We start from the raw sequence: 20937 nt of genomic DNA, 5'->3' as shown, positions 1-20937 counted from the left end.
GACCACGGCGCCTTTCCGCGCCCGATCGCATGGCGGCCGGTCCGACGGGGCAGCCGCTTGATCATCAACCGCTATCTCATCCGGGAAATCGGCAAGCCGCTGGCGGCTATCCTCGGCATCCTGGTGGCGCTGTTCGCCAGCTACAGCGCCGCGGGCTTCCTGTCCGAAGCGGTCAACGGCCTGCTGCCGATCGATACCGTCGCGGAGATGATCGGCCTCAAGGTCTTGATCTCGCTGGAGGTCCTGATCCCCATCTCCCTGTATATCTCCGTAGTGCTGGCCTTCGGCCGGCTGTACGGCGATTCCGAATTCACCGCGATGTTCGCGCTGCGCATCACGCCGGCCAGGGTCATGGGGGCGGTGGTCAGCTTGTCGGGGTGCCTGGCGATCGTCGTCGCCTGCCTGTCGCTGGGCGCGCGCCCCTGGGCCTACGACAAGCTGCATGAGCTGTCGCGCCATGCCGAGTTGACGCTCGACGTCAATGCCATGGAAGCCGGCACCTTCTACGTCGGACAGCACGGGCGGCGGGTGATCTTCGTGACCCATCGCGACGGGCCGGCATCGCCGGCGCAGGATGTGTTCGTGCAGGTCTGGCATGAGGACCATACCGAGATCGTGCATGCCCAGTTGGCCTATCCGCTGTCGCAGACCACGCCCAACGGCGGCCGGGAGATCTACCTGACGGATGCCCATATCTATGAGCTGGGCCATGACGACGATCATCCCGACCGGGCCTTGAGTGCCCAGGGCATCGTCATCAACCCGGACAGCCGCGATCCGGCGCCGCCGGAATATAGTTCCGTGGCCGCGAGCAGCGCCGAGCTCGCCCGGTCCGACTCGGCGCGCGACATCGCCGAGCTGCAATGGCGGCTGTCGACCCCGCTGTCGACCCTCCTGCTCGGCATGCTGGGCATCCCGTTGAGCCGGGCCCGGCCGCGCCAGGGCAAGTACGAGAAATTCGGCACGGCGATCCTGGTCTATTCGGGATATTACCTGCTGTGCACCTCGGCGCGCACCTGGGTGCAGCATGGCGTGGTCGCCGCTTTCCCTGGCATCTGGTGGGCCCCCGCGCTGCTCGCGGCCTTCCTGGCATTTTCCCTGGCCGGACCGGCGCTCGGCATGAAATATCGGCGCAGCCGGGCATGACCGCGACTTTCGCGAGCACGGCCGCGCGACTGCGATCGGTGGGATCGCGGATCCTGCCGCCGCTCGAACGCTACATCGCGACCGCCGCCCTGCGGGCCTTCGCCCTGGTGGCCGCCGCCTTGACCGCCTTGTTCAGCCTGCTCGAATTCGTCGAACAGCTGGCCTCGGTCGGCGAAGGCCATTACCGCCTGACCGACGCACTGACCTATGTGCTGCTGACCGCTCCCGCCCGGCTGCTGCAGGTGACACCGGTTTCAATCCTGCTGGGCTGCCTGCTGGCGCTGGGCGCGCTCGGCCGGAACTCCGAGCTGACGGCGCTGAAGAGTCTCGGCATTTCGGAACGCCGGATCGTCGGATCGATCCTCAAGCTGCTCGTCCCGATCGTCATCGCCTTGTTCCTGCTGGCGGAATTCGTGATTCCCCCCGCCCAGCACCTGGCACAGACCGAACGGACCGCGGCACTCTCCGCCTCGTCTCCCGTGCGCGGCGACAACAGTTTCTGGGCCCAGGGCGCCAACCAGTATCTGAACGTGCAGCGGTTCGCTTCGATCGACGAGGCCGAGGATATCGACATCTACGCCTTCGGCACCGACGGCAGCCTGGAAAATTTCATCCATGCCGACCGCGCCGCGATCCGGCGGGACGGCACCTGGCTGCTGACCGGCGTCATGCGGAAATGGCTCGAGTCGTCGGAATTCCAGACCGAGCGCCTGGACTCCCTGTCCTGGCACTCGTTCATCGCACCCCAGCAGGTCGAGTTGCTGAAGCTGCCGCCCGAGACGATGCCGCCGGTCGCGCTGTTCCGGTACGTCTACGACCTGCAGCAGCGCCATCAGCAGGCGATCCGCTACGAGCAGGAACTGTGGCGGCGGGTCAGCATCCCACTGTCGATGGTCGCCATGATCCTGATCGCGGCGCCCTTCGTCTTCGGCCCGCCGCGCGGGCAGAGCACGGGGCAGCAGATGACGATCGGCGCGATCGTCGGCATCGTATTTTCTCTGACCCAGCAGATCGCGGGCCATCTGGACGTGCTGCTCGACCTCGATCCGGCCGCGACCGCGCTGGCGCCGTCGCTGCTGCTCATGGGCCTGGCGATCTATCTGTTCCGCCGGGTGCACCGGTAGCGCCGGCTATGGGGCAGTGGCTTCCAGGCCCTGGAAGAACAGCGCGTAGCGGGCCCGGCGCTGGTACAGCAGGATCGCCATGATCCCGCTCAGCCCGACGATCTCGTACCAGAAGTAGATCCGCGGCGCCCCCAGCACGGCGCAGAGGAAAATCCCGAATGTCCGATAGTTCGACGACATGACGGACCAGCGACGGACCGAGGGCGCGAAAATCTCGCGATAGTGCTGCCGGATGGCAGCGGCGCGCTCCGGCTGCGCCTGCAGGGCCCGGCCCAGCCGCTCGTGGAATTCCGGCGTGATGCCGGCCGCCACGAACTGCAGCCGCGTATAAGCCCGATAGAGCAGGTCGGACACCCGCAGCCCCGGGGAACCCCCGGCATGCCGCGGCCGCGCGGCCAGCTCCAGGAACGCCGCGGACTTCCGCTCAAGCCCCCAGAAATTATACTCCTGCCGCTGCAGCTCGTAGGCCGCGGCCTGCACGGCATGGCAGATCCCGGCACCGCCGACGAGCAGCCAGACCTCATTGCCATATTGCCCGGCCAGCGCGATCGCCAGGCCGACATAGACGGCGATGAACGTCACATAGTCGCAGATGCCGTCGAGGATCTTGCCGGTCTCGGACTGCGAGTTCGTGAGCCGGGCCAATTGGCCGTCGGCGCCATCCAGTATATGCCACGCGATCATCAGGACGAAGCCCGCGATCGCCCATCGCGGGTCCAGGTAGTGGTTGTAGGCGAGACCGGCCAGCACGCCGAACACCATGCCGGCCACGGAGACGATGTTGGCCGAGATCCCCAGCGCCGCGAACAGCGGCACGAGGCGTGCCGCCAGCGGATGAATGAAATGGAGGTTGGTGACCTCTTCGATCTCGGTCGTGCGCCGGACCGGCTCGGCAGTCCCGGTCACGCGCCGCCCTTAGCGCCGATCACGAATGGACACGTCAGAATGTCCCCGAGTCGAGCAGGCCTTCGGCTTTGCCGAACGCGACCGGATCGTCGACGTCGACCCACAGACGGCCCTGGATGTCGAAGGCGCGCGCCTTGTTCCATCGCGCCAGGACGTTCATGGCACCGGAGATGCTGTCGTCGCCCTGGGCCTGGCTTTCCTCGAGCGCCTCGAACATGACCGGGCCACACAGGAAAACGCCGGTATCGAAGGCGTTGAAGTCGCGGATCACCTTGCCGATATGCTCGATCCGGCCGTCCGCGCACTTCACCCGCGTAACGTCCTCCGGATCGTTCAAGGGGCTGTCGATATTGAAATCGACCGCCAGGGTCACGGTGCCTGGCTCCGAGGGCGCCGCGATCAGGGCGCGGAAGATCTCCGGGTCGACCAGGTGATCGCACATGGTCAGCAGGAACGGCTCGTCGAGCTCCGGCTTCGCCTTCAGCAGCGAGACGCCATTGGCCCGGGTCCATTCGTCGTTGACGACATGGGTGATGCGCACCTGCTCGCGCGCGGAAACCGCGTCGAGCGCACTGCGCAGTTCGTCGCCGCGATAGCCGCTGACGACGACGAACTCGTCGATGCCGCCCTTGCGCGCGCGACCGATCACCCGCTCGATCAGTGGGATGCCCTTGATCGGGATGAGCGGCTTCAGCTCGCCCTTTTCCCGCAGCCGGGCGCCCTGCCCGGCTGCCACGATCAGGCATTTCATCGGACGGCGGTCATCTTCACGGTGTTGGCGCGGATGAAGGCCTCGACCATCTGATAGGCATCGTCGTCGGTGTATTGCGCGGGCGGATGCTTGCAGAAATAGGCGCTCGGCCCTTCCAGCACGCCGCCGACGCCGTTCTGCAGCGCCAGCTTGCAGCAGCGGATCATGTCGATGACGACGCCGGCGGAATTCGGCGAATCCTCGACCGACAGCCGCAGCTCCAGGTCCATCGGGATGTCGCCGAACAGGTGCCCTTCCATCCGGATGAAGCAGATCTTGTTGTCGTTCTGCCACGGCACGTAGTCGCTGGGGCCAACATGGATGTTGTCGTCTTCCATGCGCTTGTGGGCGACCGCCTGCACGGCTTCGGTCTTGGACTTCTTCTTCGAGACCAGCCGCTGCTGGTTCTTCATGTTGAGAAAGTCGGTGTTGCCGCCGGTGTTCAGCTGATAGGTCCGTAGCAGCTTCACGCCGCGCTTGGCGAACAGGTCGGTCAGCACCCGATGGGTGATCGTGGCGCCGAACTGGGACTTGATGTCGTCGCCGATGATCGGCAGGTTGCGGGCCTTGAACCGGTCCGCGAAGCTCTTGTCGCTGGCGATGAACACCGGCATGTTGTTGACGAAGGCGACGCCGGCCTCCAGCGCGCATTCCGCGTAGAAGCGCGCGGCCTGCTCCGAGCCGACCGGCACGTAGTTCAGCAGGATTTCCGCGCCGCTGCGCTTCAGCTCGCCGACCACCTCTTCCTTCGTCGGCTCCGGTGCGTCGGAGCGAATGAACGTCCGGTCGTCGGCGTAATTCGCCATATGCTCGGAGATGCCGTCGAGCACCGCGCCCATGCGCACGATCACGCCGCCGTCGGGAATGTCGCTCTGGAAGATCTTCGTGCAGTTCGGCTTGGCGAAGATGGCCCGGTTGACGTCCGTGCCGACCTTGCGGGCATCGACGTCGAAAGCGGCAACGACCTCGATATCGCAGGGCAGGTAGCCACCGATCTCCCGATGCATCAGCCCCACCACGCCCTCGCGGCAGCGCTCGGGGGTGTAGTAGTGGATGCCCTGGATCAGAGCGCTCGCGCAGTTGCCGACGCCTGCAATCGCGATGCGAATGTTGCCTCTATTCAACATGATGTACCCTGTTTGCAGCTAACTTGTTTGAAAGCGATGATGGCGCATCCGACCCTGGACGCGAAGGCAGCCCCGAGGCTTGATCGCCTCATATAGGGATGGTCCATGGGATGCGAGAGGGAAATCGGCGGGCCGCATCGGCCGGGTGCAGTCATGTGTCCCGGCTTGCCGACGCGGTATCCGTTGCCGCTTTCCCTGATGAAGACCGCGGATCGGGCGCAATCATCCGTGGACGGACCCTTCGGTGCAAGCGGGAAATCGGCGATGCCGCCGCGGGACGACGGGTGGCGCGCGCGCGTCACGCCGCCTCGGGGAGGCTGGAAATGCAGGAGCATACCAGCGCGCTGTACAGTTGATGGCTCCGGTGTTCCCGCACGTATTGCGGATTGATCAGCGCTACCCGTGACTTGGTGCGGACCGAGGCGTACCAGTGCACGACGAGCGTCTCGGCCGACAGGACGGCGTTCAGCCGGGCACCAGGATCGATTCGGAACCATAGTTCGGAGATTCTGGGCGGCAGCGGATAGAAGACCTGCGGATCCTGAATGACCAGATCGTCCGCCTCATACCGATCGACCACCGCCTGGAGCAGGTCCGGCCCCAGGGCATAGGCTTCCGTGTAACGGGCAGGCGGCACCTTCAGCATCGCCTGGAGATATGCCCGGAACAGCGGTGATCCGGCCTCGGCACCCATCACGGCATTGTTGACGCCGCGGAAATAGAATTTCTCGACCCGCCGAAACGCTTTCCAGCCATGCGGCAGCCGCCGCAGCACCTTGCGCATCACGTCGAGGGCCAGGTGGCGGGCCCACACGAGCGGCGAGCGCGACGCCCGTACAGACTGGGGCCAGACGATGAACTCGGATCCGACGAACTGCGGCGTATCGAGCAGCGGTCGGAGCGACGAGGTCGTGACCGTATCCAGATCGAGATAGATGCCGCCCTGCAGATAGAGGATCGCCGCGCGCAACACGTCGGTGCGCATGACAGGACTGGCCAGCGCCTGGAACAGTGCCGCCAACCCGTTTCCGACGCCGAGCGCGCCGCCGGCCTCCGCCAGACAGGCGAGCGAATCGATGCGCGACAGTCGGACGCCGGACGCATCCTGCAACGCACGCAATTCCGCACCGTCGTCCAGGACATCGGTGTGATGCAGGATGATTTCCGGCAATCCGCTGCGTTCGGCAGCCGACAGGATGGCGAAGACATAGGCCCAGGGCAGGCTGGTACCGATCCAGCAGAAATGCACACGGGCGGGGATCGTCATGAGTTTCTTGCCTGTCTCGGGTCTGGCGCTTTGATGGGGCGCACGCTATTTCAGGGACAATTCGAAGTCCATCGGACCCGGTTCGCACGGCATCCTGCCGATCCCGTCGTCTTAAGGGCGAACGTTGCCTTCGCTGTCTTATTCTGGTAGCTGAAGGCATGAAGGGCTATAGCAATTTCCTGATATGACAGAACCGACCCCTTCCCATCATCCTGGGCTGACCAAGCGCCTGGCGGACTTCGATTGCATCGCAGAAGCGCTGGACTATGCCGCTCAGGGTCCGACCGGTCTCAATTTCTACTCCGGCAAAGGCATCCTCATCGAGGCGCTGTCCTACCGTCTCCTGCGCGAACAGGCGATCGATCTGGCGCGTCGGATGCTGGGCGCGGGGCTGGAACCGGGCGACCGGGTCGGCCTGATCGCGGAGAGCGACGGCGACTTCGTGCGCGCGTTCTTCGCCTGCCAGTATGCCGGGCTGGTGCCGGCGCCGATGCCGCTGCCGGCGGCCTTCGGCGGCCGGGACGGCTACATCGCCCATCTGCGGCGCATGATCGAGAGCGCGCAAGTGGCCGCGGCGTTCGCGCCGGCCGTGCTGGAAGCCTGGCTCGGCGAAGCGGTCTCGGGCATCGACCTGAAGATCACGGGTACGCTGGCCGTGCTCGACGACGTGGTGCCCCTGGCGGGCGACCTGCCGGCGCAGGACACCGACGGGCTCAGCTACCTTCAATTCTCATCGGGCAGCACGCGCTTTCCCCTGGGCATTGCGGTCACGCAGCGGGCCTTCATGGCGAACGCGCGCGGCATGGGGCGTGACGGCCTCGCCATCGTCGACGGCGACCGCGGCGTATCATGGTTGCCGTTCTATCATGACATGGGCCTCGTCGGGTTTCTGCTGACGCCGATGACCTGCCAGATGACGGTCGACTTCATCCCGACCCGGGATTTCGCCCGCCGGCCGCTGCTGTGGCTCCACCTGATCAGCCGCAACCGCGGCACGGTCTCGTTCAGCCCGTCGTTCGGCTATGAACTGTGCGTCCGGCGCAGCGAAAGCGGCTCGACCGAGGGCATCGACCTGTCGAGCTGGCGCAGCGCCGGCATCGGCGGCGACATGATTCGCCCCAACGTGCTCGCGCGCTTTGCCGAACGCTTCGGCCCGCGCGGCTTCAGCGCCGGCGCCTTCATGCCGAGCTATGGCATGGCGGAAGCGACCCTGGCACTGAGCTTCACCCCGCCGGGGCGCGGTGCCGGCCACGACATCGTCGACGTCGCGGTCCTGGAGGCCAAGCACCAAGCGGTTCCGGCCCCCGGCTCGGACATGCGGACGCGCACCTTCGTCGTCTGCGGCTACATTCTGCCCAACCACGACATCGAGGTGCGCGACGAGACCGGCGGACTGCTGCCCGAGCGTTGGGTCGGGCGGATCTTCGTGCGCGGCCCCAGCCTGATGGTGGGATATTTCGGTGCGCCGGAGGAAACCGCGCGCGCCAAGACGCCCGACGGCTGGCTCGATACCGGCGATCTCGGCTACCTCGTCGACGGCCAGATCGTCATCACGGGGCGTGCGAAGGACCTGATCATCGTCAACGGCCGCAACCTGTGGCCACAGGATCTGGAATGGGCGGCGGAGGCGGAAATCTCCATCCTGCGCAGTGGCGACGTCGCCGTGTTCTCGGTCGACGGCGAGGCGGACGAAGAGGTCGTGGTGCTGGTCCAGTGCCGCACGCCCGACCCGATCAGCCGCAACGCGCTCGCGACCGAAATCGCAAACGTGTTTCGTGGCCGCCACGGCCTCGAATCGAAGATCGTCCTGGTGCCGCCGCACAGCCTGCCCCAGACCTCGTCGGGCAAGCTGAGCCGCAGCCGCGCACGCACGATGTACCTGGCCGGCGCCTTCCCGCGCATCGCCGGCGCCGTGTCGGCGAGCGCCGGAGCCGAATGAACGACGGACCCCTCGTCGCCGTCACCGGCGCCACGGGGTTCGTCGGCCTGCATCTGGTAGCGGCCCTGGCGCGGCAGGGCGCGCGGATTCGCATCCTCTCTCGTCGCCAGGCAGAGCCCGAACTCTGGCGCGGCATCGCCCTCGACGTCGTGCCCGGCAGCCTTGAGGACACCCCCGCCCTGGAGCGGCTCACCGCCGGGGCCGATGCCATCGTGCATGTCGCCGGCCTGATCAAGGCCCGCGATCGCGCGGCTTTCCTCCGCGCCAATCGCGACGGGACCCGTGCCATGGCCGAGGCCGCGCGGCGATGCGCGCCCGGCGCCCGTTTCATCGCCGTCTCGTCGCTGGCGGCGCGCGAGCCGCAGCTGTCCGACTATGCCGCCAGCAAGCATGCCGGCGAACAGGCGGCGCGCGCCGTCTATGGCAACGCGCCCGACCGCCTGGTCATCGTGCGCCCGCCCGCGATCTATGGCCCGTGGGACCGCGAAACGCTCGCGATCTTCAAGGCGGCATCCCATGCAATGGTCCCGGTCTTCGGGTCGGGACGCGTGGCCTTCGTCCATGTCGCCGATGCCGCCGACGCCTTGACGCGGTTAGCGCTCGGCGCCGGCGCGGCCGGGCGCTACGCGCTGGCGGATCCGAATCCGGCCGGGTACCGCATGACGGAACTGTTGGGTGCGGCCGCGCGGGCGGTCGGCGGCAGCCCCCGGTTCCTGCGCGTTCCCGACGGCCTTCTGCTCGCCGCCGGCCAGGCTTCGACGGCATGGGGACGCCTGTCGGGCCGGGCGCCGATCTTCACCGCCGGCAAGGCACGCGAGATGCTGCATCCGGACTGGTCGGTGGCGCCGGACGAGGCGCTGCCGTCCACGGTCTACCGATCGACGATCGGCATCGCCGAGGGGTTCGCCGAGACGGTGGCCTGGTACCGGGCGGCCGGCTGGCTATAGCGCCTTGTCGTAGACCCGGTACGTCTTGTACGGAACGCCGCCCAAGCTTTCGTTGATGTGGCGCATCGCCAGGTTGTCTTCGAGGATCCACGACAGCTCGACATGGGTAAAGCCCATGTCGGCGGCCTCCTTGCGGACCGAGTCGATCAGCAGGAACGGCAGCAGCTTGCCGATCACGCCCTGGGCGGCCGACCGCTTGATACCCATCAGGGGCACGCGCGCCGTCTTCAGGCCCGACACCTTCAGACGCCACAGCAGCTTCGCCCAGCCGAACGGCAGCAGCTTGCCGCCCAGATCGCGGATCGCCTCGTTGAGATTGGGCAGGCAGACAAGGAACCCGACCGGTTCTCCGTTCTGCTCGACGATCCGCACGAGCCGCGGGTCGAGCAGCGGCTTCAGGGATTTCGCCAGGTGATCGGTCTCGATCTCGGTCAGCGGCACGAAACCCCAATTGTTGAGCCACGCGTCGTTGAACACCTCGGTGATGATCCGGATTTCATCATTGTAGTGCTTGAAGTCGATACGCCGGACCGTGAGCCCCTTCGGCAGCGGCCGATCGACGAGGCGGCGCGCACCGGCGGGCAGGTCGACCGTGATGTCGTAGAGGTAGGCGTAGAGGTCCTTTTCCTTGACGAGCCCCTGCTCCTCGAGCCGCGTGCCGACATAGGGCCTGTCGTGGCCCATCAGCAGCATCGGCGGCGTGTCGAATCCCTCGACCAGCAGCCCGATCTCCTCGTTGATGTTGAGGTTGATCGGCCCCTGCATCCGCTGCATGCCGCGGGCGCGCAGCCAATCCTCGGCCGTCGTGAGCAGCGCCCGGAAAATCGCCGGATCGTCTTCGGCGGCAATGAGCCCGAACTGACCTGGTGCATCGGGCCGCACGGCCAACGCCTGGTGGTCGACCTGCGCGCTGATGCGCCCCACGTCGCGCCCGTCCTTCCGCGCGATCCAGAACTGCACGTCGGCATGGCCGAAGAACGGGTTCTTGGGCGTCAGCGCGTCCAGCCGCTCCAGATGCAGGGGTGCGATATAGTGAGGATCGTCGCGATGGAATTGCTGGGGCAGTCGAATGAAACGGTCGAGCAGGGCACGGCCTTGCACTGGGACGATGTCGATTATTGTCACGGAGACTGCCCTGAGATGGGAATGGCGAAGGATGGCGGCAGCCGCGATTGAACGTCTATCGGGCTGCCAACGATCGGAAACCGAACAACTTCCTAGCCCAAAACATGGGCGGCGGCAAAGGCGGCATCGCTTGACCGTGGCCCGCGGCGTTCCCTACAAGGGACATGACGGTTCCTTCACGGGATCAAAAGGGAACGCGGGTACGGGGTCGAACCCAGAGCCGCGGCTGCCCCCGCAACTGTAAGCGGCGAGCCATGCATCGATTCCGGCGCGAGAGTGCCGGATAAGCCACTGGGCAACCGGGAAGGCGATGCGCTGGCAGCGACCCGCGAGCCAGGAGACCTGCCGTCATCGTGGTCACGCACGGACACATTGGGCGGGGTGCCTCAGTGGGGAATGGTGCCCGCCCGTAAACCCCGGCGGTCGTCGGACTTTGGTTCGTGGTGACGTCCACGTTGCCACGAGGCCGACAGAACATGTCCCGTCTTCCTGCTTTAGCGGCATTGCCGCTGCTCGCCTTTTCCCCCTTCGCCCGCGCCGACGACACGCCACCCGTCTCGAACCCGACGCCGGAGACCATCGAGGTCACCGGCCTGCGCCGGGACGGGCTCAATCTCGACAAAGCTTCGACGGCCGGCAGCCGCCTGGGCCTGACGCCGCTCGAAACGCCGGCCAGCGTCGACGTCATCTCCGGCGACGAAGTGCGCGAGCGCGGCGACACCCGCGTCATGGACGCGGTCAGCCGCGCCCCCGGCTTCACCTCCGTCGCGACACCGGGCGACGGCAACAGCGCGCTCAGCGCCCGCGGCTTCACCGGCGTCGATTCCGTGAAGCAGCTCTACGACGGCACGCAGCTCAGCATCGGCGCCGGCACCTCGACCTTTCCGTTCGACACCTGGAACGTCGATCGGATCGAGGTGCTGAGCGGCCCCGCCTCCGTGCTCTACGGGTCGGGCGCCATCGGCGGTGCGGTCAACATCGTGCCGCGCAAGCCCGACGGGTCGGCCCTGCAGAACAATGTGCAATTCACCTTCGGCTCCGACAACACGTTCCGCGAGCAGGCCGACAGCACCGGCCCGCTCGGCTCGACCGCCGCCTATCGCCTGGACGTCAGCCACAACAGCTCGGACGGCTATGTCGACCGCGGCCAGTCGAAAAGCACGGCGATCTCGGCCATCGTCCAATGGGACCCGCGGCCGGACCTGCATTTCACGTTTTCCGAGGATTACGGCCAGCAGAACCCGATGGGCTATTTCGGCACGCCGCTGATCGACGGGCAGCTCGACACCCGGCTCGACGGCCGGAACTTCAACGTCGGCGATGCGACGATCAACTGGACCGACAATTGGGCGCGCATCAAGACCGAATGGAACGCGACCACCGGGCTGACCCTGCATAACGAGGCCTATTGGCTGTACAGCAACCGCCATTGGCGCGAGGCGGAGGGCTATACGTTCCAGCCCGACACCGACCTGGTTCAGCGCGACACCTTCATCGAGATCTACCATAACGAGTCGCAGATCGGCGACCGGGCCGACGCGACCTACGACAGCACGATCCTCGGGCGCAACAACCGGGCGGTCGTCGGGTTCGAATTCAGCAGCGTGCGCTTCGAGCATTCCAACGATTCGCCCTATGGCGGCCGCGAGCAGCTCGACCCGTTCGATTTCAGCCCCGGCAGCTTCATCGACCTGGCCGGCACGACGCCCAAGTTCCGGACCCACACCCAGCAATATTCCGGCTTCGCCGAGGATCGGCTGGAGATCCTGGACAACCTGTCCCTGGTCGGCGGGGTGCGGACCGACGCCTACGACCTGCGGCGCGACAGTCTGGTGGCGGGCGGCCGGACCAAGAAGGATTTCCTGTCGACCAGCTATCACGTCGGCGCGGTCTACAACCCGATCCCGCACCTGGCGCTCTACGCCCAATATGCCACCGCGACCGATCCGGTCGGGTCGATCATCACCCTGTCGCCCCATTCACAGCAATTCGACCTGTCGACCGGACGCGAGGTCGAGGTCGGCGCCAAGCAGACCTTCTGGGACGAGCGCGGCGAATGGACCCTCGCGGCCTATCGCATCGTCAAGAACAAGCTGCTGATCACCGACCCCACCGACCCGGACATTACCGAGCAGGTCGGCCAGCAATCCTCGCGCGGCATCGAGGCCTCGTTCGCGCTGGCGCTGGGCGGCGGCTGGCGGGTCGAGGCGAACGGCACGATCCTGGGCGCCCGGTTCGACGATTTCACCGAATCGGACGGCGCGACCACGGTCTCGCGAAAGGGCAAGATACCGCCCAGCGTGCCGGAACAAGCGGCCAACGCCTATGTCACCTGGAACTTCCTGCCCGATTGGCAGGCCCGCGCCGGCGTCCGCTACGTCGGCAAGAGCTACGCCGACAATGCGAACACGCTGACCCTGCCGGCCTACGAAGTGGTCGACACCGGCCTGACCTGGGCGCCGACGCCGCGCTTCGGGGTCGATCTGCGCCTGTTCAACGCGCTCGACCAGACCTATGTCGCCGCCCCGTACAACGGCGGCACCCAATGGATCCTGGGTCGCCCCCGCGCGGTCGAAGTCACGTTGCGCTCGTCGTTCTGAGGTAACGGACGCGGCTGATCCGTCAGCCGCGTCCGCGCCGCATCTGCCACAGGAAGAAGCTGCCGCCCAGCGCCGCGGTCAGGATGCCGACCGGCAGGTCCTCCGGCGCCAGCACCGTGCGCGCGCCGGCATCGACCGCAACCAGGAAGATGGCACCTCCGAGGGTCGCGGCCGGCAGCAGCGCTCGATGATCGGGCCCGACCAGGCGTCGGAAGATATGCGGGATCATCAACCCGACGAAGCCGATCGAGCCGGAAAGCGCCACCATGATCGCCGTGACCAGCGCCGAGACGATGAACAGGCCGAGCCGCAGCCGCTCCACGTCGACGCCGAGTGTGATCGCGGTCTCGTCGCCGGCCAGCAGGGCGTTCATCGCGCGGGCGCGGCCGAACAGATAGGCGAAGCCCGCCGCCAGCACGATCGCCGGCATCCCGAGCAGCGCCCAGCGCGCCCGGCCGAGGCCGCCCAGCATCCAGAACAGCACCGAGGCGGCACCGCGCTGGTCGCCGGCGAAGATCAGCAGGTCGGTCGCGGCCATCAGCACGAACGACACGCCGACGCCGCCCAGGATCAGTCGATCCGGCGCCAGCACGCCCTGCCGTCGCGCGATCCCGGCGACCACGCCCATCGACAGCAGCGCGCCGGCGAAGGCGGCGAGCGACAAGGTGAGCGGACCCAAGGCCGCCCCGGTATGGAGCATGACCAGGACGGCGCCGAACGCCGCCCCCGACGAGATGCCGAACAGGAACGGATCGGCCAGCGGGTTGCGCGTCGCCGCCTGCAGGCTGGTGCCGACCAGGCCCAGCCCTCCGCCGACCAGGGCACCCAACAGGACGCGCGGCAAACGCAGTTCCCAGACGATGGCGGCGGCGCCGGTCGCCGACGCCGGATCAGGCCGGCCGAACAGATGGTCGGCCAGGATCCGCGCCACCGTCGCGGGGGGGATCCAGACCGGTCCGATGCCCGTCGACACCAGGATGACCGCGACCAGCAGGCCGATCAGCGCAAGCGGAAGCCCCCTCACGGGAAACGATCCGGATGGAATGCCCGTGCCAGGCTCTCGACCGCGCCGATGTTGCGCACGCCGGGCGTGGCCGCATCGTAGGGGATCACCACGAACCGGTCGTGCCGGACGGCGTCGATCCCGGTGAGCGCCGGATTGCCCTTCAGGAACGCGATCTTCTGTTCCGGCGTCGTGACGTCATAGTCGACGATCAGGATGAACGCGGGATCGCGCGCCACCACCGCCTCCCACGACACGCGGGTCCAGCTGTTCGGCACGTCGTCCATCACGTTGCGTCCGCCGGCCGCGGCGATCAGCGCGGTCGGCATGGCGTTGCCGCCCGCCGTCTCCGGCGCGTCCTCGCCGGAATCATAGACGAAGACCCGTGCCGGCGCCGCGTCCTTCAGGCGGGCGGCGACCGCGCCGATGCGCTCGGCAAAGCCGGCGGCAAGCGCGTGGGCGCGTTCTTCGACGCCGAAGATCCGGCCGATGGCGATCAGGTCCTGGTACATGTCGTCGAGCCTGGCCGCCGGTCGCGGCCCCAGATGAACGCAGGATTCGCGGATCGCATAGCTCTTGATGCCGTGGTCCGCCAGCGTGTCCGGCGTCACGTCGCCGCCGACCCGCATGCCGTAGCTCCAGCCGGCAAAATAGAAGTCCGTCCGAGCGCCGAGCAGGACCTCGAGCGATGGGTATTTCTGGCTGAGTTCCGGCACGCCCCCGAGCCTGCCCTGCAGGTCCGGCGCGATCTTGTTCCAGCCGCTGACGCCGCTGAACCCGGCCATATGGTCCTGCAGATCCAGTGCCAGCAGGGTGTCGGTGATGTTCACGTCGTTGCTGACCGCACGCACCGGCGCCCGGTCGAACGTCTCGGGCACGCCGCAATTGTCGATCGTGACCGGGAAGCCGCTGGCCGAAGCCTGGACCACCCAGAGACCGGAGAGGAGAAGGATCGAAAACAGGCGCATCGGTTCAGGCCTCGTAGCGGAGCGAGACGCGGCCGTCGGGCCTTGTGTCGACCGTGGCCTCGAGGCCGAAGGTCCGGGCGATCGACGCGGGCGTGAAGATCTCGGCCGGCGTGCCGGCGGCGACGATGCGCCCGGCATCCAGCACATGGATCCGATCGCAATAGGCGGCGGCCTGGTTCAGGTCGTGGAGCGAGGCCAGCACGCTGACGCCCAGCCCGCGCACGAGCCGCAGCAGGTCGCGCTGGTGGCGGATGTCGAGATGGTTGGTCGGCTCGTCGAGGATCAGCAGGCGCGGCTGCTGGACGAGCGCGCGGGCGAAGAGGACGCGCTGCTTTTCCCCGCCGGACAGGAGGTCGAACGACCGGTCGGCGGCATCGGCCAGGTCGACGAGCGCCAGGGCATCCGCCACGATCCGCTGGTCCTGGGCACTCTCGTCGGCCATGCCGGCCAGATGCGGCGTGCGGCCGAGCGCCGCCATCTGGCGCACGGTCAGCCCGAAGCCACTCGGCGTCTCCTGCAGCACCGCGGCGATCCGGCGGGCCGCCGTCCGCGGGGCGATCTTCCAAAGGTCGATGCCGTCCAGCAGGACCGAGCCGGATTGGGGCCGATGGACCCGGTAGGCACAGCGCAGCAGCGAGGATTTACCGCCGCCGTTGGGTCCGACCAGGCCGACGAACGCGCCCGGTGCCACCCGCAGCGAAACGCCGTCGAGAATGCGTCGGCCCGGCACCGTCCAGACAATATCGTGCAGCACGAGGTCGGCCGCGGTGGCGGCAGGGTGGGCCGGCGATTGGATCGGTTCGGTCAAGCGGCGGCTCCGAGAGAGCGGGCTCGGGCCGAGGGGACGCATGGCGGGAGACGCGGCGGACGCCGCACCGGCAAGCGACCGACCAGGACACCCCGCCCGCGGACGTTACATCGATCACGGCAGGTCTCCTGGCTCGCGGGTCGCGGCGACTGCCTGGCCTTCCCGGTGCCTTGCGGCACCAGTGACGCTGTCGACAGCCGCTCACCGCTTACAGTTGCGGGGGCAGCACCGGCCTTGCCGATCGGATCGGCGCACCGGCTTCCCTCTTAGCCCCGGATCTTGCGAACCGGGGAACCGTGACGGCGGAATATGGCGCAGCGGCGCCCGGTGGCGTCAAGCGGAATGGCTGCCGCCGGGCGTGGTCACCTGGTCCGTCAGCCAGGCGATGAAGGCGCGGATTTTAGGTTCCCCAGTCCGGGCAGGGGCATGGACCAGATAGAACCAGTCCGGTCCCTCCAAGGTCACCGGAAACGGCTGGACGAGGGCGCCGCTCGCCAGTTCATCGGCGAAGAACCGGGGCGACAGCAGAGCGACGGCCTCGCCGGCGACGACGGTCTGGGCCGCCATCTCCTGGCTTTCCAGGCGCAGCCCGCCGGACGGCGGCTCGGCCGGCGTACCGGCGAGCGCAAACCAGCGCCGCCAATCCGCCGCGTCCTGCCACAGGCCGGGCAGGCCCAGCAGATCGCGGGGCTGCGCCAGCGGCGCGTGGGCCGACGCGAGCGCCGCACTGAGCAGGGGCGAGCGTAGGACCGGCATCAACGGCTGGGCGACCAGGGTCGGCCAGTCGCCCGATCCGCTGCGGATCGCCAGGTCCGCCTCGCCCTGGTCCAGGTCGGCGAAGCGGGTCGAAGACGCCATGTCCACGTCGTAGCCGGGATGCCTGGCCTGGAAATCGCCGAGCCGGCGCGCGAGGAAACGGCTGGCGAAAGTCGGCGCGGCGCTGATCTTGAGCGCCCGCCCGCCCGCATCCAGCGCGCCAAAGCCCCTGGCCAGGATGTCGAACCCCTGCTGGACCGACGGTGCCAGGGCGGCACCCGCCTCGCTCAGCGCCAGCCGCCCCGGCCGGCGGGTGAACAGGCTGACGCCGAGCCGCGCCTCGAGCTGCCGGATCTGCCAGCTGACCGCGGCCTGGGTCATGCCGAGTTCCTCGGCAGCCCGGGTGAAGTTCAGATGGCGCGAGGCAGCTTCGAACACGCGGATGGCGGCAAGTGGCGGCAGTCTCACGCGACGGCTCCCCATAAGGCAGCCTTGTGCATAGCAGATGGGGAACTCGTTTGTCCCAGGACGACCGCTGCACGAGGCTCAGCGCCTCCGATCCCGTGTCCAGGCGCCGCCATGTCCTTCTTGAAACCACCGTCACGCCGTACCGTCCTGGCCGGCTCCGTCGCGAGCTTCGGCCTGATGGCCCTGTCCGACGCCGCCGCGGCCATTGCCCCGCCCGGGATCAGCCTGATCGAGGCGCCCAGCAATCTAGGCCTGAGCCCGACCGGCCCGGGGCCGGAACCGGGCTGCTGGCAAGCGCCGGCAGCGTTCCGCCAGGCCGGATTTCAGGGGTCGCTGAGGCCGGCCGAAACGATCGTGCTCGATCGACCGGCCTATCGCGCCGAGGCACAGGCGGGCACGCGTCTGCGCAACGGTCTCACCATCCGCACCTATTCGGAGCGACTGGCGGCATCGGTGGCGAACGCGCTGGGCGCCGGCCGATTCCCCGTCGTGCTGGGCGGCGATTGCAGCATCCTGCTGGGATGCCTCCTGGGTGCCCGCCGCGCGGGTCGGCTGGGTCTCGTCCATATCGATGGCCACAGCGACTATGCCAACCCATCCAACTACGACACCACCCAGCGGCTGGGCGCGGCCGCGGGCATGGATCTGGCGCTCGCCACCGGCAAGGGCGAGGCGACTCTGACCCGATGGGACGGGGTGGCGGGCCCGTTGGTAGAGCCGCTCGATGCCGTGCAGTTGGGCGAACGCAACGTCGACGGGACGGGACATCCCTATCCCGACTTCCCGGCGGCCGGCATCGCCCAATGGACCGTCCAGGACATCGCCCGCATCGGCGTCGTACCGAGCGCCGGGGCTGCCCTGCAGCATCTGGCCGGTCGCGGGATCGATCGCTTCTGGATCCATCTCGATCTCGACGTCCTGGCCGAAAGCGTGCTGCCGGCCGTCGACAGCCCGGGCGAACCCGGCCTGGCGCTCGATGCGCTCGAAGAAATGCTGGTGCCGATCCTGGGCGATCCCGGGGCGCTCGGCATCGACGTCACGATCTACGATCCTGCGCGGGATCCGGACTGGCGCCATGCGCCGGCTTTGTCGCGCATGCTGCTTTCCTCGCTTCGGCACGCCGGTCGCGTCATGGAGCCGGAATCGCCTCCGGCCTGAGCGTCGCGCGGGCGCAAGTGCCAACCCATTCGGAGTGACCCTCATGCGCTGGCTGGCGTTCTCGACGATCTCGCTGCTTTGCTGCGCCGGAGCGCCCGCCGACGGGCGCACGCCGGCCCCCGCGGCGTCGGTGGCTGCCCCGACCGCGGCATCCGGGAGCCCGCTGTTCGACCGCCTGCTGGGCAGCTGGGACGTGACGTACGAAATCCACGACAAGGATGGCAAGCTGCGGACCTATCATGGCCAGGTGACCTACAGCTGGATCCTGGACGGCGCGGCGATGCAGGAGATCTGGACGTCGGATTCCCTGGACGGGACACCGAACCCCTATGGCACGGCGATCGGCTTCCATGACGCCAAGCACCAGCGCTGGACCCTGGTCTGGATCTATCCCGCCCAGGGCTCGACCCTCGTCGTCAACGGCGACGATGCAGAGGGCGGCTACACGCTGACCGGGCGTGACGCGGACGGCGCCATCCAACGATGGGCGATCGACGACGTCCAGACCGATACGTTCACCTCGCGCTTCGAGAGTTCCGCCGATGACGGCAGGACATGGCGGCTGCTGGGCGTGAACCACATGCAACGGCATCGCGCATAACGCCGCCACGCGGGATCCGCCTCAGACCTGCAGCACGCCACGCAGGACCACGACGCCCGATCCCGACAATTCCGGATCGGGCGCGAGGCGGACGTGGAGCAGGCTGCGCCGCCCCATCCGGACACCCTGCTCGATCGTCAGTTCGTTGTCGGCGGCCAACCGGCCCTGGGCGCCCAGATAGGCCGTGAGCGGACCCGCGGCGGTGCCGGTCGCCGAATCTTCCCACAGCCCCATTGCGGGATTGAAGAAGCGGGCATAGGCGTCGGCCGGCGCGCTCTGGTCGAAGGCATAGAGATAGCACCCCTCCGCCGCGGCGGACCGCAGGACCGTCACCAATTTCTCCGCCGACGGCTCCGCGCGGTCCACCGCCGCACGATCGAGCGCCCGCACCATCAGGTGGGCCGCACCCGTATCCGCCGCCCGCGGCGCCGGATCGGTCCGCAGGTCGTCCAGGCGCAGACCGAGCGCCTCGGCGAGCGGCTCCAACGTGTCGAGCGGCGTTCCCAGCCGCAAAGCCGCCTGCCGCATCCGGCCGTGAAGACGGCCATCCCGGGCCTGCAAGGTGATCGGCAAGACGTCATCGCCGATTTCCTGATGGAACGTCTTCGCCGTCTCCAGGGCACCGAGGTGGCCGTGGTAGCCGAGCCACAGCCATGCGCCCAAGGCATTGTGGCCGGCACCGAACACTTCGGCGCCGCTGGCGGTGAACGACCGCAGCTTCCAGTCGGCCCGCTCGCTCTTCAACAGGAAGGTGGTCTCCGCCTGATTGAATTCCCGCGCGATGCGGCGCATGGCATCCGTATCGAGCGCGTCCGCATCTTCCACCACGGCCAGCGGGTTGCCGCTCAGCGGCGTCTCGGCGAACACATCGATCAGGCCGGCAACGAATTCGGTCATTCCAGGGGCTTCCTCGTCCATCAATGATGAATTGACATCATCGGATCATTGACAGCACTGAAAATAAGCCCTTACCAATTGGGATTCAAAATCGAATTCCTCACTCAAAAGATGATTTCAATTCATCATGGCCATTCACGATCTACCGCCGCTGACCGCCTTGCGCGCCTTCGAGGCCGCCGCGCGCCGCTCCAGTTTCAAGGCCGCTGCCGCGGAGCTGTTCGTGACGCCGACCGCCATCAGCCACCAGATCCGGCAACTGGAGGAGCATCTGGGCGTGCGCGTGCTTCATCGCACTCCGCGCGCCGTCACCCTGACGCCGGAAGGCAGGGGCCTCTACGACGCCACGGCCGCCGGCTTCGCCGAAATCGGCCAGGCGGTGGTACGCCTTCGCGTCCGCCGCGCGCCGGCGATCCTGACCTTGTCGGCGACCACGGCGTTGCTCAGCCAATGGCTGATCCCGCGGTTGGCCCAGGTGCGCAGCGTCCTGCCGGAGCTCGACCTGCGCCTGCATGCCTCCGATGCCGTGGCGGACCTGTCGCCCGGCGGCATCGATCTGGCCATCCGCTATGGCCAGGGTCCGTTTCCGGGTGTCGATGCGACGCTTCTGATCGGCGACGCTTTCGCACCACTCTGCAGTCCGGGGCTGAATATCCGGGAGATCGCCGATCTGCGGCACGCCGCCTTGATCCATGTCGATGGCCGGACCCGACCGCAACCGCCGCCGGACTGGTCGCGCTGGCGCGCGAGCGCCGGGGTCCCGGACCTGGATGTCGGCCCGGGCCTGCGTCTCACCGACGGCATGCTGGCCATGCAGGCGGCCATCGCAGGCCAGGGCGTGGTGATCGTCAGCCTCGTCTTGGCGGCCGACGCCCTCGCATCGGGACTGCTGGTCCAGCCGTTTCCCCAGGTGCTGCCGGGCGACAGCTATTTCTTCGCCAGCGCCCCCGGGCTCTGCATCCGCCCGGAAGTGGCTGCGTTGCGCGACTGGTTCAAGCGGGAACTGGGCCGTGACCGAAGCTGAGGCCGCCACGCGTGATCCGCATCAACGCTCGGCTTTTCACCCGAAGCCGATGGAACGAGCCGAAAAGGCGACGGGGCCGGCAAATTCGTGTAAGAAACGGCGCGCCGGTGCCGCGGACAATCAGCGAAAGCTGCGAAAATTGCCAAATGGCAAAACCTTGGCATCGATGCGTTCGTTTGTTAGAAGAGGCTTTGCGCCTCGCATTTTTTCAGAAAAGCCGCCTTCAATGAATTGGCCCGAAAGTTCGTTCTATTGATCGGTGTTATTCTGAAAATTTCTTGCAGGACGCCTGGATTTCTGCAGATGCCTCGATTAGCAGCCG

19 protein-coding genes and 2 riboswitches are annotated in these 20937 nt (G+C 67.5%); of the genes, 9 read left to right on the top strand and 10 right to left on the bottom strand.

The genetic code is table 11. The annotated features are described in order from the left end of the window. The first annotated feature begins 57 nt into the window (after nt 1-57). Together lptF and lptG are read left to right on the top strand one after the other, a co-directional pair. Nucleotides 58-1146: an LPS export ABC transporter permease LptF gene (lptF, locus tag VGV37_RS28200; RefSeq protein ID WP_326883151.1), complete on the top strand. Its 1089-nt coding sequence runs from the start codon at nt 58-60 to the stop codon at nt 1144-1146. Then, complete coding sequence (lptG, locus tag VGV37_RS28195) at nt 1143-2270, top strand: LPS export ABC transporter permease LptG (RefSeq protein ID WP_326883150.1); 1128 nt, start codon at nt 1143-1145, stop codon at nt 2268-2270. The genes lptF and lptG overlap by 4 nt, the downstream gene beginning before the upstream one ends. 6 nt (nt 2271-2276) lie before the next feature. Here the strand turns inward: lptG and VGV37_RS28190 are convergent, their stop codons facing one another. The 4 genes from VGV37_RS28190 to VGV37_RS28175 all read right to left on the bottom strand — a co-directional run bounded on the left by VGV37_RS28190 (nt 2277) and on the right by VGV37_RS28175 (nt 6321). Next, nucleotides 2277-3176 (bottom strand): CDP-alcohol phosphatidyltransferase family protein, encoded by a 900-nt coding sequence (locus VGV37_RS28190; RefSeq protein WP_326883149.1) that lies wholly within the window; start codon nt 3174-3176, stop codon nt 2277-2279. Between the two features lie 34 nt (nt 3177-3210). Then, a complete protein-coding gene (locus tag VGV37_RS28185) occupies nt 3211-3927 on the bottom strand; it encodes an NTP transferase domain-containing protein (RefSeq protein WP_326883147.1) in 717 nt (238 codons plus the stop codon). Further along, entirely contained in the window at nt 3924-5054 is a 1131-nt protein-coding gene (locus VGV37_RS28180; RefSeq protein ID WP_326883145.1) for an inositol-3-phosphate synthase, read from the bottom strand. The genes VGV37_RS28185 and VGV37_RS28180 overlap by 4 nt, the downstream gene beginning before the upstream one ends. 298 nt (nt 5055-5352) lie before the next feature. Continuing rightward, the gene (locus VGV37_RS28175; RefSeq protein ID WP_326883144.1) at nt 5353-6321 is read right to left on the bottom strand and encodes a glycosyltransferase; all 969 of its coding nucleotides are present in this window, start codon (nt 6319-6321) and stop codon (nt 5353-5355) included. Nucleotides 6322-6505: 184 nt separating this feature from the next. Here VGV37_RS28175 and VGV37_RS28170 point away from each other — a divergent pair, with 184 nt between their 5' ends. Further along, nucleotides 6506-8260: a fatty acyl-AMP ligase gene (locus tag VGV37_RS28170; protein WP_326883143.1), complete on the top strand. Its 1755-nt coding sequence runs from the start codon at nt 6506-6508 to the stop codon at nt 8258-8260. Continuing rightward, nucleotides 8257-9207 carry an NAD-dependent epimerase/dehydratase family protein gene (locus VGV37_RS28165; protein WP_326883142.1) on the top strand — a complete coding sequence of 317 codons (951 nt, stop codon included), beginning with the start codon at nt 8257-8259 and terminating at the stop codon, nt 9205-9207. The genes VGV37_RS28170 and VGV37_RS28165 overlap by 4 nt, the downstream gene beginning before the upstream one ends. Here the strand turns inward: VGV37_RS28165 and VGV37_RS28160 are convergent. Next, a complete protein-coding gene (locus VGV37_RS28160) occupies nt 9202-10332 on the bottom strand; it encodes a dATP pyrophosphohydrolase (protein WP_326883141.1) in 1131 nt (376 codons plus the stop codon). The two genes, VGV37_RS28165 and VGV37_RS28160, sit on opposite strands and share 6 nt — an antisense overlap. A 151-nt stretch (nt 10333-10483) precedes the next feature. After that, nucleotides 10484-10696: riboswitch (cobalamin riboswitch) on the top strand. Nucleotides 10697-10808: 112 nt separating this feature from the next. Here VGV37_RS28160 and VGV37_RS28155 point away from each other — a divergent pair. Further along, nucleotides 10809-12932, top strand: coding sequence for a TonB-dependent receptor (locus VGV37_RS28155; protein ID WP_326883140.1), 2124 nt, complete (start codon nt 10809-10811; stop codon nt 12930-12932). Nucleotides 12933-12954: 22 nt separating this feature from the next. Here the strand turns inward: VGV37_RS28155 and VGV37_RS28150 are convergent, their stop codons facing one another. The 4 genes from VGV37_RS28150 to VGV37_RS28135 form a co-directional block, all read right to left on the bottom strand. Continuing rightward, the gene (locus tag VGV37_RS28150) at nt 12955-13956 is read right to left on the bottom strand and encodes an iron ABC transporter permease (RefSeq protein WP_326883139.1); all 1002 of its coding nucleotides are present in this window, start codon (nt 13954-13956) and stop codon (nt 12955-12957) included. Further along, nucleotides 13953-14903 carry an ABC transporter substrate-binding protein gene (locus tag VGV37_RS28145; RefSeq protein ID WP_326883138.1) on the bottom strand — a complete coding sequence of 317 codons (951 nt, stop codon included), beginning with the start codon at nt 14901-14903 and terminating at the stop codon, nt 13953-13955. The genes VGV37_RS28150 and VGV37_RS28145 overlap by 4 nt, the downstream gene beginning before the upstream one ends. Nucleotides 14904-14907: 4 nt before the next feature. Then, nucleotides 14908-15711, bottom strand: a complete 804-nt coding sequence (locus VGV37_RS28140; RefSeq protein ID WP_326883137.1) for an ABC transporter ATP-binding protein — start codon at nt 15709-15711, stop codon at nt 14908-14910. A 101-nt stretch (nt 15712-15812) separates the two neighbouring features. Continuing rightward, a riboswitch (cobalamin riboswitch) is annotated at nt 15813-16025 on the bottom strand. 19 nt (nt 16026-16044) lie between these two features. Beyond that, nucleotides 16045-16935, bottom strand: coding sequence for a LysR substrate-binding domain-containing protein (locus tag VGV37_RS28135; protein WP_326883136.1), 891 nt, complete (start codon nt 16933-16935; stop codon nt 16045-16047). Nucleotides 16936-17046: 111 nt separating this feature from the next. On the opposite strand from VGV37_RS28135, the gene VGV37_RS28130 reads away from it, so the two are divergent. Further along, the gene (locus VGV37_RS28130; RefSeq protein WP_326883135.1) at nt 17047-18093 is read left to right on the top strand and encodes an arginase family protein; all 1047 of its coding nucleotides are present in this window, start codon (nt 17047-17049) and stop codon (nt 18091-18093) included. Between the two features lie 43 nt (nt 18094-18136). After that, nucleotides 18137-18694, top strand: a complete 558-nt coding sequence (locus VGV37_RS28125; protein ID WP_326883134.1) for a hypothetical protein — start codon at nt 18137-18139, stop codon at nt 18692-18694. 21 nt (nt 18695-18715) lie between these two features. Here VGV37_RS28125 and VGV37_RS28120 read toward each other — a convergent pair whose 3' ends face one another. Then, on the bottom strand, nt 18716-19591 hold the full coding sequence (locus tag VGV37_RS28120; RefSeq protein WP_326883133.1) for a PhzF family phenazine biosynthesis protein: 876 nt from the start codon (nt 19589-19591) through the stop codon (nt 18716-18718). Between the two features lie 127 nt (nt 19592-19718). Between VGV37_RS28120 and VGV37_RS28115 the strand changes: the two genes are divergently transcribed. After that, nucleotides 19719-20615, top strand: a complete 897-nt coding sequence (locus VGV37_RS28115; RefSeq protein WP_326883132.1) for a LysR substrate-binding domain-containing protein — start codon at nt 19719-19721, stop codon at nt 20613-20615. Then, the gene (locus VGV37_RS28110; RefSeq protein WP_326883131.1) at nt 20602-20871 is read left to right on the top strand and encodes a hypothetical protein; all 270 of its coding nucleotides are present in this window, start codon (nt 20602-20604) and stop codon (nt 20869-20871) included. Before VGV37_RS28115 ends, VGV37_RS28110 begins: the two co-directional genes overlap by 14 nt. The last annotated feature ends 66 nt before the right edge of the window (nt 20872-20937 follow it).

Origin of the sequence: Aliidongia sp., assembly GCF_035943795.1 — a bacterium.
In the GTDB taxonomy this organism is placed as follows: Bacteria; Pseudomonadota; Alphaproteobacteria; order ATCC43930; family CGMCC-115725; genus Aliidongia.
Note: the sequence above shows the minus strand (reverse complement) of the source record. Positions and strands in the feature narration are given on the sequence as shown.